At 68.0% G+C, this 14,205-nt stretch carries 12 protein-coding genes; 6 read left to right on the forward strand and 6 right to left on the reverse strand.

The genetic code is table 11. The features are described 5' to 3' along the window. Positions 1-62 precede the first annotated feature (62 nt). Positions 63-2,540 (forward strand): penicillin-binding protein 1A, encoded by a 2,478-nt coding sequence (locus tag ABIB42_RS06605; protein WP_429248105.1) that lies wholly within the window; start codon positions 63-65, stop codon positions 2,538-2,540. Here the strand turns inward: ABIB42_RS06605 and ABIB42_RS06610 are convergent. The 3 genes from ABIB42_RS06610 to ABIB42_RS06620 form a co-directional block, all read right to left on the reverse strand. Next, entirely contained in the window at positions 2,485-3,084 is a 600-nt protein-coding gene (locus tag ABIB42_RS06610; RefSeq protein ID WP_184236133.1) for a M23 family metallopeptidase, read from the reverse strand. The genes ABIB42_RS06605 and ABIB42_RS06610 overlap by 56 nt on opposite strands. 11 nt (positions 3,085-3,095) lie before the next feature. Continuing rightward, positions 3,096-3,935 carry a glucose 1-dehydrogenase gene (locus tag ABIB42_RS06615; RefSeq protein ID WP_429248106.1) on the reverse strand — a complete coding sequence of 280 codons (840 nt, stop codon included), beginning with the start codon at positions 3,933-3,935 and terminating at the stop codon, positions 3,096-3,098. A 100-nt stretch (positions 3,936-4,035) separates the two neighbouring features. Beyond that, positions 4,036-4,212: a DUF3606 domain-containing protein gene (locus tag ABIB42_RS06620; protein WP_005670779.1), complete on the reverse strand. Its 177-nt coding sequence runs from the start codon at positions 4,210-4,212 to the stop codon at positions 4,036-4,038. Between the two features lie 182 nt (positions 4,213-4,394). On the opposite strand from ABIB42_RS06620, the gene ABIB42_RS06625 reads away from it, so the two are divergent. The 3 genes from ABIB42_RS06625 to ABIB42_RS06635 are packed head-to-tail and all read left to right on the forward strand — an operon-like array spanning position 4,395 to position 6,552. Continuing rightward, positions 4,395-4,715, forward strand: a complete 321-nt coding sequence (locus ABIB42_RS06625) for a thioredoxin family protein (RefSeq protein ID WP_005670781.1) — start codon at positions 4,395-4,397, stop codon at positions 4,713-4,715. After that, complete coding sequence (locus ABIB42_RS06630; protein WP_429248107.1) at positions 4,712-6,007, forward strand: MFS transporter; 1,296 nt, start codon at positions 4,712-4,714, stop codon at positions 6,005-6,007. Before ABIB42_RS06625 ends, ABIB42_RS06630 begins: the two co-directional genes overlap by 4 nt. Continuing rightward, on the forward strand, positions 6,004-6,552 hold the full coding sequence (locus ABIB42_RS06635) for a GNAT family N-acetyltransferase (RefSeq protein WP_184236139.1): 549 nt from the start codon (positions 6,004-6,006) through the stop codon (positions 6,550-6,552). The genes ABIB42_RS06630 and ABIB42_RS06635 overlap by 4 nt, the downstream gene beginning before the upstream one ends. Here the strand turns inward: ABIB42_RS06635 and ABIB42_RS06640 are convergent. Both ABIB42_RS06640 and ABIB42_RS06645 read right to left on the reverse strand, forming a co-directional pair. Beyond that, positions 6,549-7,352, reverse strand: coding sequence for a DUF481 domain-containing protein (locus ABIB42_RS06640; RefSeq protein WP_005670787.1), 804 nt, complete (start codon positions 7,350-7,352; stop codon positions 6,549-6,551). The two genes, ABIB42_RS06635 and ABIB42_RS06640, sit on opposite strands and share 4 nt — an antisense overlap. Positions 7,353-7,558: 206 nt before the next feature. Further along, on the reverse strand, positions 7,559-8,851 hold the full coding sequence (locus ABIB42_RS06645; protein ID WP_143054569.1) for an NCS2 family permease: 1,293 nt from the start codon (positions 8,849-8,851) through the stop codon (positions 7,559-7,561). 96 nt (positions 8,852-8,947) lie between these two features. Here ABIB42_RS06645 and ABIB42_RS06650 point away from each other — a divergent pair, with 96 nt between their 5' ends. Further along, on the forward strand, positions 8,948-10,186 hold the full coding sequence (locus tag ABIB42_RS06650) for a hypothetical protein (protein WP_429248108.1): 1,239 nt from the start codon (positions 8,948-8,950) through the stop codon (positions 10,184-10,186). Between the two features lie 396 nt (positions 10,187-10,582). Further along, positions 10,583-11,761 (forward strand): glycosyltransferase, encoded by a 1,179-nt coding sequence (locus ABIB42_RS06655; RefSeq protein WP_314442501.1) that lies wholly within the window; start codon positions 10,583-10,585, stop codon positions 11,759-11,761. Positions 11,762-11,822: 61 nt separating this feature from the next. Here ABIB42_RS06655 and ABIB42_RS06660 read toward each other — a convergent pair whose 3' ends face one another. After that, positions 11,823-14,168 (reverse strand): hybrid sensor histidine kinase/response regulator, encoded by a 2,346-nt coding sequence (locus tag ABIB42_RS06660; protein WP_313634345.1) that lies wholly within the window; start codon positions 14,166-14,168, stop codon positions 11,823-11,825. Positions 14,169-14,205 lie beyond the last annotated feature (37 nt).

Genomic DNA, 14,205 nt, shown 5'->3' on the forward strand with positions numbered 1-14,205 from the left:
GCGGCGGTCGCGGTCAGCTATACTTGCCCACATTGTTACCTTGATCAGGGCAGGAATAGCGAGTGGACCAGAAACAGAACAACGAGAACACGGAAACCGCGGACAGCGCGCCCACCGTGCAACAACGCATCAAGCAAGTCTCGCGGCGCCTCGCCCGGCGCCTGCTGGCCGGAGCCTCGACCCGGGCCGGCGCCCTCAAGAGCGGCGCCCATGCGCGCCTGCACGGCCGGCCGCTGCCGGTCAAACTGGCGCTGATCTCGCTCTGGAGCCTGGCCGCCGGCCTGATGGCGATCCTGGCCTGGCTCCTGATCCTGATCCCGTTCACCCCCGGCATCGACGACCTGGAACAGGTCAGCCGCTCGCGCCCGACCGTGATCCTGGACGCCGGCGGGCGGCCGCTCGGCACCTTCGAGAAAGGCCTGCAGGAACGCGTCAGGCTGTCGCAGGTTTCGCCGCACGTGGTCGAGGCGCTGATCTCGACCGAGGACCACCGCTTCTACCAGCACCACGGCGTCGACTTCAAGCGCGTGGCCGGCGCGCTGTGGGCCAGCCTCAAGGGCGACCCGCAGGGCGGCTCGACCATCACCCAGCAGCTGGCGCGCAATATGTTCCCGCAAGAGATCGGCCGCGCGCGCAGCGTGAACCGCAAGATGAAGGAACTGATCACCGCGATCAAGATCGAGAACACCTACAGCAAGACCCAGATCCTCGAAGCCTACCTGAACACCGTGCCTTTCCTGTACAACGCCTACGGCATCGAGATGGCGGCGCGCACCTATTTCGGCAAGCCGGCTTCCCGGCTCGACGTGCTGGAGTCGGCGACCCTGGTCGGCATGCTCAAGGGCACCCATTACTACAATCCGGTGGCCAATCCCGAGCGCTCGCTGGCGCGCCGCAACGTGGTGCTGGGCCAGATGCGCAAGCATGGCGCCTTCGACGACAAGCGCTACGCGCAACTGGTCAAGCGCCCATTGCGCCTGCGCTTCGCGCGCCTGCCCGACCGCAGCGGCAAGGACGACCATTTCACCCATCACGTGCGCAAGTGGCTGCTCGACTGGGCCGACGAGAACGACTACAACCTGCAGCTGGACGGCCTGGTGGTGCGCACCACGCTCGACCCGGAACTGCAGGCGGCGGCCGAGCGCGCGGTGCGGCGCCAGGCCGACATCCTGCAGGCGATCGCCGACGTCGAATGGGCCAACCCCAACGTGCCGCGTTCGACCGCCACCGCCACCTATACCGCGATCCGCCCGAACATCGCCCCGTTCTCCTACTACTGGATCACCAATGCGCGCGTGCTGGACGCTTTCGTGCGCGAGAGCGGCGCCTACCGCAACGCGGTCGAGGAGGGCGAGGAACCGGCCGCCGCGCTCAAGCGCCTGAAGGCCGATCGCGGCTTCATGAACGAACTCAAGAGCGCCAAGTCGCGCCTGGAAGCCGGCTTCGTCGCGGTCGACCCGGCCAGCGGCGAGGTCAAGGCCTGGGTCGGCAGCCGCGACTTCGAGCGTGACCAGTACGACCACGTGGCCCAGGCCGCACGCCAGCCGGGATCGACCTTCAAGCCCTTCGTCTACGGCGCGGCGCTCGAGCGCGGCATCCCGCCCGACCAGGCCTACCGCGACGTGGTGCTCGAATTCAAGGGCGACGACGGCAGCGTATGGAAACCCACCGACATGGACGGCAACAGCGGCCGCTCGATGCCGATGCGCGACGGCCTGGTGTTCTCGAAGAACACGATCACGGCCCAGGTGAGCCAGGATGTGGGCATCGGGCCGATCGTGCGCCTGGCCCAGGGCCTGGGCATCCGCCAGAGCCGGCTGGAGGCGGTGCCCTCGCTGGCTCTGGGCACCAGCCCGGTCACCCTGCTCGAGATGGTGAGCAGCTACGCCACCATCGCGGCCCTGGGCGAGTACCGCACGCCGATTTTCGTGCGCGCCATCGAGGACCGCGAAGGGAATGTGATCGCCGATTTCGGCGTCGGCCAGCCAGAGCGCGCGATGTCGCGCGAGTCGGCCGAAGCGCTGATCGACATGCTGCGCGGCGTCGTCACCCGCGGCACCGGCAACGGGGTGCGCAGCCGCTTCGGCATTCGCGGCGACCTGGCGGCCAAGACCGGCACCAGCCAGAACAACCAGGACGGCTGGTTCATCATGATGCACCCGAACCTGGTGGCCGGGGCCTGGGTCGGCTTCAACGACAACCGCGTCACTATCCGCAGCAGCTATTGGGGGCAGGGCGGCCACAATGCGGCGCTGGTGGTGGGCGACTTCTTCCGCGGCGCGTTCGATGCCGGCAGCCTGGACGCCCAGGCCACGCTGCCCGGCTGGCGCGCGCCGGCGCCGCGCCGCTACGTGGAGGAAGAAGAGCCCGAGGAAATCTATCTCGACGAGGCGGTGGAGGTGGCGCCGGAAGGCGGCCCCGAAGAGATCGAGATTCCCCTTCCGCTAGAGCCCAGCGAGGTCATCGAGCCGCTCGAGGCCGCGCCTATCGCGCCGCCGACCTCGGCGCCGGTCCCGGTGCCGCTTCCGCCGGAGCTGTAGCCGAGGCCGGAGCGGCGATCAGGGCCGGATCGGCCTTCAGCAGCGGATAGGGGTTGATGGCGCCGCCGGTGTCGTACACGCCGTAGTGCAGGTGCGGCGGCGTGCCCTTGGCGTTGCCCGTATCGCCGACATAGCCCAGCACCCGGCCGGCCTCGATGCGCATGCCGGGTTCGACGTCCGAATAACCATCCAGGTGGGCGTAATAGTGGCGCTGGCCGCCGGGTCCCAGCACCCAGACCACCAGGCCGCCGAGGCGGTTGGTGCCCACCCGGGTCACGATGCCCTCGGTGCTGGACACGACCGGCGTTCCGCGCCGGGCGAAGATGTCGATCCCTTCGTGCTTGCGGCCCTCGCTGCGCGCGCCGCCCCAGGTGTCGCGCAGCGCGCGTGGACGCACGCCCTCGACCGGCACCGGCAGCGCCTGGGGCTTGGGCATGGCCGCCAGGCGCATGGTGTACAGGGCGCGCTCGATGTAGGGCTCCAGCAGGCCATACGCCAGCACCAGAAAGACGGCGAGGAACAGGGTACGCAGGAGAGTGGCCATCGAGCGCCCGTCTACAGGATCGGCGTGCCGCCAGTCACGGCGATGCGCGCCCCCGAGATATAGCTCGCTTCATCGGACGCCAGCATCACGAACACCGGCGCCACCTCCTTGGGCTGGCCGGCGCGCTTCATCGGCACCTGGCTGCCGAAGTTCTCGACCTGGTCGGGCGGCATGGTCGACGGGATCAAGGGCGTCCAGATCGGGCCCGGCGCCACCGAGTTGACGCGGATGCCCTTGTCCGCCAGCAGCTGGGCCAGGCCGGCGCTGAAGTTCGCGATCGCGCCCTTGGTGGTGGCGTACGGCAGCAGGGTGGGCTTGGGATTGTCCGAGTTGATCGAGGTGGTGTTGATGATCGAGGAGCCGGGCGACATGTGCTTCACCGCGGCCTTGCAAAGGTGGAACATCGCGGTGATGTTCACCTTGAAGGTGTAGCCCCATTCGTCGTCGGGGATCTCGTCGAGCGAGTCGTGCGACATCTGGAAGGCGGCGTTGTTGACCAGCACGTCGATGCGGCCGAATTCGGCCACCGCCTTGTCGATGATGGCGCGGCAATGCGCGCGGTCGGCGATGTCACCCGGCACCAGGATCGCGCGGCGGCCGGCTTCCTCGACCAGGCGCGCCGTTTCCTTCGCGTCGTCGTGCTCGTCGAGGTAAGAGATCAGGACATCGGCGCCCTCGCGCGCGAAGGCCAGCGCCACCGCGCGACCGATGCCGCTGTCCCCGCCGGTGATCACGGTGGCCTTGTCCTGCAGCCGGCTTGATCCGCGGTAGCTCGTTTCGCCGTGGTCGGCTTGCGGGGTCAGCTCGGCTTCATGGCCGGGCGGTTGCTGCTGTTGCTTCGGAATATCCATCGTGTGCTCCATGTCTGGGTGCAAAGGGTAGGGAAATGAACGGGCAATAGAGAGCGCGGACCGGCCGGCGGCTGGTCCGCGCGATCGAACGGGAAGCGGTTCAGCGGCCGAGGTGTTCGCGCACCGCGCTGGCGCTCACGCCGACCTGGTCGACGGCGCGCTGCAGTTCCTCGCGTGTAACGCCCAGCGCGTCGGTCCAGTAACGCACCTCGTGCTCCTCGTGCATATTGATGCGGGAACGGTCCTGCTGACCGCGTTTGTTCAAGTCATCCGACATGATGTGCTCCTGATAAGACGATGAGTCACAGGGTGACAGCCTCGGGAGCCAGGTTCCGTTAGGTGCCACACGCTAGGGGGCGATCGGGGCAGGCAAGAGCGCGGCCTGGCGCGCCGGCATGCCAGGCGGCGCGTTTTGAGGTACGCTTGCGGTATTCGAATAGCAATAAACCAGGAGACTCCATGGCTGCCCCCTACGCTAGCAACCAACCCGAACGCAGCGCCATCGACGCCACCCAGGGCCTGGTCGCCCTCGACTTCGGCGCCAACTGGTGCGGCTATTGCCGCGCCGCCGAGCCGCTGATCGACCAGGCGCTGGGCGACTATCCGGCCGCCCGCCACATCAGGGTCGAGGACGGCCCCGGCCGCCCGCTGGGCCGCTCGTTCCGCATCAAGCTGTGGCCGACGGTGGTGGTGCTCAAGGATGGCCAGGAAGTCGCGCGCGTGGTGCGTCCGGTCGACGCCGACGCGGTGCGCCAGGCCCTGGCCCAGGCGGGTGCATGAGCGAAGCCACGCTGGAAAGCCAAGCGGCGGGCAACAAACCCCGCACCGTCCTGTTTGCAAGCCTGATCGGCACCACGATCGAGTTCTACGATTTCTACATCTATGCCACCGCCGCGGTGCTGGTGTTTCCGCGCCTGTTCTTCCCGGCCGCCGACCCGGGCGCGGCCGTGCTGCAGTCGCTGGCGACCTTCGCCATCGCCTTCTTCGCGCGGCCGGTCGGCTCTGCCGTGTTCGGCCACTTCGGCGACCGCATCGGGCGCAAGGCGACCCTGGTCGCGGCCCTGCTCACGATGGGCCTGTCGACCATCCTGATCGGCCTCTTGCCCACCTATGCCCAGATCGGCGTGGCGGCGCCGCTGCTGCTGGCGCTGTGCCGCTTCGGCCAGGGCCTGGGCCTGGGCGGCGAATGGGGCGGGGCGGTGCTGCTCGCCACCGAGAACGCGCCGCCGGGCAAGCGCGCCTGGTACGGCATGTTCCCGCAGCTGGGCGCGCCGATCGGCTTCTTCCTGTCGGGCGGCGTGTTCCTGCTGCTGGGCGAGCTGATGAGCGACGAAGCCTTCTTCGCCTGGGGCTGGCGGATTCCCTTCCTGGCCAGCGCCCTGCTGGTGGCGGTGGGCCTGTACATCCGCCTGAAGATCACCGAAACGCCCGACTTTCAAAAGGTGCTGGACCAGAAGGCGCGGGTCAAGGTGCCGATGGTGGCGGTGCTGCGCGACCACCGCCGCGCGCTGCTGCTCGGCACCCTGACCGCCTTGTCGACCTTCGTCATCTTCTACCTGATGACGGTGTTCGCGCTGAGCTGGGGCACCGCGCAGCTGGGCTACACGCGCCAGGAATTCCTGGTGCTGCAGCTGTTCGCGGTGGTGTTCTTCGCGCTCACGATTCCGCCGTCGGCGCTGCTGGCCGACCGCCGCGGACGGCGCAGCGCGATGATGCTGGTGAGCGCCGCGATCGCCGTGTTCGGCCTGCTGTACGGGCCGCTGTTCGGCGCCGGCGGCTGGGTCGCGGTGACCCTGTTCATGGTCCTCGGCATGTGCCTGGTCGGCTTCACCTATGGCCCGCTCGGCACCTTGCTGGCCGAGATGTTCCCGCCCGAGGTGCGTTACACCGGCGCCTCGCTCACCTTCAACTTCGCCGGCATCCTCGGCGCCTCGGTGGCGCCCTATATCGCCCTGTGGCTGGCCACGAACCACGGGCTGGAATACGTCGGCTATTATCTGAGCGGCGCGGCGCTCATCAGCCTGGCCGCCCTGGCGCTGGCCAGGGACCTGGCGCCGTCGCCCGCCAGGTGAGCGGGCGCAGCTTCGGACGCCTCGCGGCGCGTGCTCCCGCGGCCGACGACGAGGCCTTCCTCGAGGCGCTCTACCTCGACTCCCGTCCCGACCTCGGCGCGCTGCCGGTCCCGCGTGGCGTCATCGAGGGCATCGCGCGCCACCAGCGCGCCATGCAGCTCGACGATTATGCGCGGCGCTTCGCCGCGCTCGAGACCTGGCTGGTGACCGAAGAGGAGCGCCCGGTAGCGCGCATCGTGCTGGCCGAAGAGGCCGGCGCGCTGCGCGTGGTGGACCTGTCGGTGGCGCCGGCCGCGCGGCGCAAGGGCATTGCCCGGTGTATCCTGCGCGCGCTGCAGGAGGAACGCGCGCGCGTCACGCTGCGTGTGCGCAGCGGTAACCTGGCCGCACGCCGGCTGTACGAGGCGCTGGGCTTCACGCTCCTGCACGCCGATGACGCCGCCATGGAACTCGAGTGGCGCCTGACAGAAGCGCATCCGGATCGAGGCGCGCGGCGTCCGCGAGATGCGCCAGGCGATGACCTGGCGCGGGTGACGAACGCCTAGAACGAATAGACCATCGTCAGCGAGGTCTGGGTATCGGTGTTCTTCTTGTCTTCCGGGACGTCGCTGTCGTTGCGCACGCTGAAGCCGGCCTTCATCTGCATGCTGCCGTTGATCTTGGTGCTGAGCGACGTTTCGGCCACCGAGTGGGTGTTGCCGGTGCCTTTCTCGACGCTGACGGTCTGGGCGAAGAAGGCCGATGGGCTGACCTGCCAGCGGAACTGGGCCGCGCTGCGCACCGTCATGCCGCGTTCTTCTTCCTCGTTGTCGCGCTTGCCGACCGAGTAACCCGGACCGATCTCGACGTCGAGCGTCTTGTCGGGCGCCGTGTACCAGCGCGAGCCGTAACCGATGCCGACCGTCGAATACTTGCGATAGGCGCCGAACCGGTCGTCGGTGTGGGTGGCCAGCACGAAGGCGCGGCGGCCGTCGCCCAGCAGCTTGAGCGAGGCCTTGGCCGAGGTGGCCCAGCGCTGCGCCGAGCGGCTCTTCACGGGCTCGCCGAACTCGTCCTCGTACTCGTCTTCCTTGAAGTACCCGCTGGCGATGAATTCATGGCTCCAGCGCGCGGTCTCGTGACGGGCGTCGATCTTGCCCGTGACCGAGGTGCCGTTGGTATTGCCCGAGGTCGTGATCGCGCCGAGTTCGGCGGAGGTGAACCAGCCGCCGTCGGGAATCGCCGGCATCGCAACGGTGAGCGGCGCATGGACGTCGCCGACTTGCGGAAGGTCCGGAGCGGCGAGCGCCACACCGGGGAGGCCGGCCAGGGCCAGCGCCAGGATCGAAAATGGTTTCATCAGCATCTATGCGGTCGCATGGGCTGCGCCGTACCGCGTGGCATGCGCAGGGCGACCGGCCCATCGTTCGTGGATCGTGCGCGACCGTGGTGATAGCCGCGAGTTGGCGGACATTGTAACGCAAAGACAGCGCGATGCGATGCAATCGGGCATGAATGGGCGCTTGTTTAGTCAGTAGCGGCGCGAACGACCGGTCACTTTTATCGAGCGACTCAGGTGCCGACGTAGACGATCTTGAAAGCGAACAGCGCCGCGATCACCCACACCACCGGCTTGACCTCGCGCGCGCGGCCGGTCAGCAGCTTGAGCACCGCATAGCTGATGAAGCCGAAGGCGATGCCCTCGGCGATCGAATAGGTGAACGGCATGCCCAGGGCGGTGACGGCGGCCGGGATGCTCTCGGTGCTGTCGCCCCATTCGACGTCGCCCAGGTCGGACAGCATCAGGCAGGCCACGAACAGCAGCGCCGGCGCGGTGGCGTAGGCGGGCACCACGGCCGCCAGCGGCGCGATGAACAGGCAGGCCAGGAACAGCGCGGCCACGGTCAGGGCGGTGAGGCCGGTGCGCCCGCCGGCCTGCACGCCGGACGCGCTTTCCAGGTAGGCGGTGGTGCTCGAGGTGCCCAGCACGCTGCCGGCGACGATCGCGCCGCTGTCGGCCAGCAGCGCCTTGTTCATCCGGTCCATCTTGCCCTCGACCAGCAGGCCGGCGCGGCGCGCCACGCCCATCAGGGTGCCGGTGGCGTCGAACAGCTCGACCAGGAAGAACACCAGCACCACGTTCAGGATGCCGGCGGCGAGGGCGCCCGGGATGTCGAGCTGGAACAAGGTCGGTTCGATCGACGGCGGCAGCGAGAACAGGCCCTGGTAGGTGTTCCCGCCGAAGAAGAAGCTGAGCACCGTCACCAGCACGATGCCGATCAGGATCGCGCCGCGCACGCGCAGGCGGTCCAGCGCCACGATGGCGAAGAAGCCGACGATCGCCATGATCGCGGCCGGCTGGTGCAGGTCGCCGGCCTTGACCAGGGTGGCTTCGTTGGCCACCACGATGCCCGCGTTCTTGAGGGCGATCAGGGCCAGGAACATGCCGAGGCCGACCGTGATCGCGACCCGCATCGAGCGTGGGATGCCGTCCACGATCATGGCGCGCAGGCCCACCATGGTGACCAGGATGAACAGGCAGCCCGAGATGAACACGGCGCCCAGCGCCGCCTGCCACGGGATGCCCATGCCGAGCACCACGGCGTAGGCGAAATAGGCGTTGAGCCCCATGCCGGGCGCCATCGCGATCGGGTAGTTGGCGTACAGGCCCATGATGGCGGTGCCGCCGGCGGCCACCAGGCAGGTGGCGACGAACACCGATTCCTTCGGCATGCCGGCGTCCCCCAGGATCGAGGGGTTCACGAAGATGATGTAGACCATCGTCAGGAAGGTGGTTAGTCCGGCCATCATCTCGGTGCGGATGTTGGTCTTGTTTTCGCTGAGTTTGAAGAGTCGTTCGAGCATGGGGACTTTCTGGATTCGTTTTTTGCCCGAAGCATAACACCGGGACACGTCGCTTGCAGCCCGCGGCGCTACGCCGGGCCGCGCGGCGGTGTTACCATGCCGGCTCGAACCTCCATCTATTTTGTCCACACTATGCCGAAGAACAAGCGTCCCGCACCCCGCACCTCGAACAACACGCGCGAACCCGACACCGATGCCCAGGCGCGGCTGATGGCCGACATGGCCCTCGAGATCGCCGAGCGCGAGGACGAAGCGGCGCAAGGCGACGAACAGGCCGAGGCCCTGGCCAGCCTGGTGCGCAAGGCGATCCGCAAGAAGCACGACGAGGTGCTGTACGAGGCCATCGAACTGGCGCGCTACACCGATCCGCTAGCCTGCCGCCTGCTGCGCGCGCGCGTGGAAGAAGAAGCCGCCACCCTGCGCATCCGGCGCGAAGACGGTCCGGAAGTCGAGATCGACGCGTTCCTGGTGCCGCTGTTCGTGCGCAGCCGCGGCGGCCTGGACGGGCGCGAGAACTTCCAGGACCCCGAGGCCTTCGAGCGTCTCTCGGCCAGCTTCCAGGAGCACGGCCTGGACAGCAAGGGCGCGAAAGTGGTGCTGCTGCAGCATGCCTACGACCTGGCCGAGATCGATCACATCGCCTACGGCACGCTGCACCAGATGCTGCGCGAAGCCGCCGCTTCGCTGCTCGAAAAAAAGCTGCAGCCGGCGCCGACCATCGAGGCCAGCATGCGCGGCTGGACCGGCGAGCCGGTGGCGCCCGACGAGACGGCGCTCGAGCTGCGCTTCCTGCTCGGCTTCTCGCTCAAGCGCGCCGACGATCCGTTCTACCGGGTCCCGCAGGACGAAGCGGGCAGCGACGCCTATTTCGCGGCGCGCATGGAACGCTACCGCGCCTGGACCGAGGCGGTGGCCCCGCTGGTGGCGCGAGCCCTCGCGCGCGAGCCGGACCGCCTGGAGCTGAACTTCCTGTACCAGGACCTGTTCTACGGCGCCAAGGAGCAGGGCGTGGCCGAACTGGCGACGCTCGGCGTGCTGGCCGAGGCCAAGCGCCTGCTGGCAGCCAAGGACCTGGCGCCGGACGCGGTGCACGCCGCGGTGGCGCCGCTGGACATGGGCGAGCACGTGGTTCTGCGCGCCAACCTGTATGCGCTCGACGGCGGCCAGCCGTGGGGCACCGTCGAGAAGCCGGTCGACCTGGCCGCCGACCTGGCCGCCGAGGTGGACGAATTGTGCGATGCACTACTGGCGCTCGGCCTGGAGGGCGTATCGATTGCCGCCGGGTTCAGCGCCGACGGGCACGCCGAAGGCGCCGAGCCTTATCACCCCGCCTGACGCCCCGTTTTCGAACCGTCCGCAACGCCCCGCCCCCCCCGATTTCGGCCGTCGGGGCGGTAAACCGGCGATTTCGGCCCCCGATTTCAGTGCAAACAGTAAAGTTTTTGCCGTTTTTTCGTAGTGGATTTTCCTGTGTTGGTGTAGGAGGCCCCTTACAAAAAATTGCCTCCCAGACGGACTCTCCCTATGAGGCCCAGCAGTAGGGCGGCAATATTTAGTTACATCTGGTGCAATGTTGCTCTGCACAACTGAAAATATTAGGAAAATTGCATGATACGATTCCGTGGTCAGACCGGCTTCCCGGGCGCCGCCACGGCCTTGTGAGAGAGAGAGGGACCGGTCCGGTTTTACTTGCCAACTACTAGAACGCCGCCGAGGCGAAAGGAAATCGACATGCCGACCCTGATCGTGTTTTGCCACCTCCGCTGGGATTTCGTGTTCCAGCGTCCCCAGCACCTGATGACCCGCCTGGCCGAACACTACAACATCCTCTTCATCGAAGAGCCGATGCACACCGAGGGCGAGGCACGTCTGGAAAAGACCGACGTCGCACCGAACATCACCGTCTGCCGTCCGCACACGCCGATCCAGCAGTTCGGCTTCCACGACGACCAGCTGCCGACCCTGCAGGCGCTGCTGGCCAACCTGGTGCCCAAGGACGAGGCCCCGATCGTCTGGTTCTACACCCCGATGGCGCTGCCGCTGCTGCAGGTCTTCAAGCCGTCCAAGGTGATCTATGACTGCATGGACGAGCTGGCCATGTTCAAGAATGCGCCGAAGCAGCTGCTGCAGCGCGAAAGCGCGCTGCTGAACATCGCCGATGTCGTCTTCACCGGCGGCCCGAGCCTGTACCAGTCGAAACGCGACCGCCACGCCAATGCCCACTGCTTCTCGAGCAGCGTCGACGCCAAGCACTTCCGCCAGGCACAGGATCGCGCCATCTCGCACCCGGACCAGGCCCATATCGCGCATCCGCGCCTGGGCTTCTACGGCGTGATCGACGAGCGCTTCGACGTCGACCTGGTCTCGAGCATGGCCGACGCCCATCCGGACTGGCAGATCGTGCTGGTCGGCCCGGTCGTCAAGATCGACCCGGCGACCCTGCCGAAGCAGCCGAACGTCCATTACATGGGCCAGCGCACCTATGACCAGCTGCCGCAGTTCCTGGCCGGCTGGGACGTCTGCCTGTTGCCGTTCGCCATGAACGATTCGACCAAGTTCATCAGCCCGACGAAGGTGCTGGAGTACATGGCGGCCGAGCTGCCATGCGTGTCGACCCCGATCACCGACGTCAAGGTGCCGTATGGCGACGTGGTGGAGATCGCCGAGTCGCACGGCGACTTCATCGCCGCCTGCGAGCGCCAGCTGGCGCTGAGCGACGACGCGCGCCAGGCCATGGTGCAACGCATGCGCGAAGTGGTGGCCGGCACCTCGTGGGACCTGACCGCCAGCCGCATGCATGAGCTGATCGGCAACGCCGTCCCGGGCAACAAGGTCGAACGCTTCTTCGCCAACAGCCAGGAAGCGGTGCGTGCGCCGGCGGACACGCTGCCGGTGGCCCAGGTCGGCTGATTGGATCCAGGCCGCTTGAACCCGGCCTGGCCCCTGACACGTCGTCCCCGCACAGGCGGGGTCATACCCGCCTGAGCACTTCCTCGATCGCCTCCACCGTCGCCGGCTTGGTCAGGTGTTGGTCGAACCCCGCCGCCTTGGTCCTGGCCCGGTCGGCTTCGCCGCCCCATCCCGTCAACGCCACCAGCCGGATGCCCGCCAGGCGGGCGTCTTCCCGGATCGCCGTCGCCACCTCGTAGCCGGACATGCCCGGCATGCCGAGGTCCAGGAACACCACGTCCGGCATCAGGCTGGGCAGCATGCGCAGCGCCTGGCGGCCGTCGTTGGCCACCGGCGCGCGGTGGCCCATCATATTGAGCAGGGCGGCCAGGGTCTCGGCCGCGTCGCGGTTGTCGTCGACCACCAGCACGCTGCGCCCCGTCGGCGCGGCCTCGGGCGTCGTTCCGGTCGTCCCGTCCTGGTCCGCGAGCGCCGCCTGTGCAGCGGCGAGCAGCGGCAGGCGCACCGTGAAGACGCTGCCGGCATTGGTGCCGGCGCTGGATGCGCTCACGCTGCCGCCGTGCAGCTCGACCAGGCTGCGCACCAGCGACAAACCGATGCCGAGCCCGCCGGATCCTGGCTGCTGCGCCTGCCCGACCTGGGTGAACATGCGAAATACCTCTTCCAGCGCCTCGGGCGCGATGCCGATTCCGTTGTCGGTCACCGTCACCACCGCCTCGTCACCATCGCGCCTGGCCTCGAGCGCGATGCGTCCGCCCTTGGGCGTATAGCGCGCCGCATTGTTCAGCAGATTGCTCACCACCTGGGTCAGGCGGGTCGGGTCGGCGTCGAGCACCAGGGCTTCGTCAGGGAGGCGCAGGTCGAAAGCGTGGCGCCCCGCCTCGATCAGCGGCATGCTGGTCTCGACCGCGGCCGTCAGGACCGTCGCCAGCTCGACCCGCTCGCGCCGCAGCTCGACCTGGCCGCGCGTGATGCGCGCCACGTCCAGCAGATCGTCGACCAGGTTCACCAGGTGGTCGAGCTGGCGCTCCATGATGTCGTGCACGCGGCTGACAGCCTCGCGGTCGGCGGGCGAGCGCCGGATGAACTGCAGCCCGCTGCGGATCGGCGCCAGCGGATTCCTCAGTTCGTGCGCCAGGGTGGCCAGGAACTCGGTCTTGAGGCGGTTGGCTTCGGACAGGTCGGCCGCCATGCGCCGCAGCGCGGCGTCGGAGCGGCGCCGTTCGGTAATGTCGGTAAACAGCACCGCGACCCGGCGCCGTTCGGGCGGCCCCAGCCGCGTCGCGTGCACGTCGTACCAGCGGTGCAGGCCGCGCGCCTCGTTCTCGAAGCGCACCGCCTCGCCGGTTTGCGCCACCCGGCCATAGGTGTCGAACCAGTGCTGCTCGTGGTTGGGCACCAGCTGGCGGATCGTCTTGCCCACCGCATCGAGCAGGCCGGTATGCTTGACGAAGGCCGGATTGGCCTCGACGAACAGGTAGTCGCAGGGCTGGCCTTCACTGTCGTAGATCATGTCGATCACGCACAGGCCTTCGTCGATCGAGTCGAACACGGTATGGTAGCGCTCCTCGGTGGCGCGCAGCTGCTGCTCGGCCTCGCGCTGGCGCGTGGCGTCCATGACCACCCCGTGCACCTCGCACGGCGCGCCATGGTCGTCATACTCGACGTGGCCGCGCGCGATCATCCAGCGCCAGCCGCCGGCGTCCGCCCGGATGCGGTAGGTGGCGGCATAAAGGCCTTCGCCGTCGATCGCGGCATTGATCTGCGCCACCGTCGGTTCGATGTCGTCCGGATGGAAGGCCGCCAGGTAGGTGGCGAGCGGCGCGTCCAGGCGCCGCTCCTCTGCAACCCCGAACAGCGCCGCCATGCGGGCGTCGGCCCGGACCCGGTCTTGCAGGATGTCCCACGACCAGATGCCAAGCTCGGCGGCCTCGACGATGCGTTCCAGGCGCGAACGGGTCTGCTCCAGTGCCGTCTCCGCCCGCTGCCGCTCTTCCTGGCTGTTGAAGGCCTCGATGTAGAAACGCGCCTTGGCGCGCAGGATCGTGGGGGAGAGCGGTTCGGTAAGCACGGCGATGGCGCCGGCGTCGTACAGCAATTCCTGGGGGAAGGGCAGGGGTTGCGGCAGGCCGAGCGCCACGATCGGCGTGCGGCTGGAGCGCGGGTTCGCGCGCACCGCGCGAATGGTGTCGAGCATGCCCTCGGCGTCGCCCGAAAAGCCGACCAGGATCAGGGCGAAATCGCCCTTGCGGGCCTGTTCCAGGCCGTCGGACTGGGTGGTCGCCCGCACGATGGCCTGGTCCAGTTCGCGCGAGACCTGGTTGACGATCGGGTCGTCGATCGCGCGCTTGCAGATGAAAAGAACACGCCTGTGGCTGGCGTGCGGTATGGTGTCAGTCAGGGACATCTTGGCCCGGAAAATTGGTTATGGTTATTTCGGCAAT

Origin of the sequence: Massilia sp. UYP32 (genome assembly GCF_050434365.1) — a bacterium.
Lineage (GTDB): Bacteria > Pseudomonadota > Gammaproteobacteria > Burkholderiales > Burkholderiaceae_D > Telluria > Telluria timonae.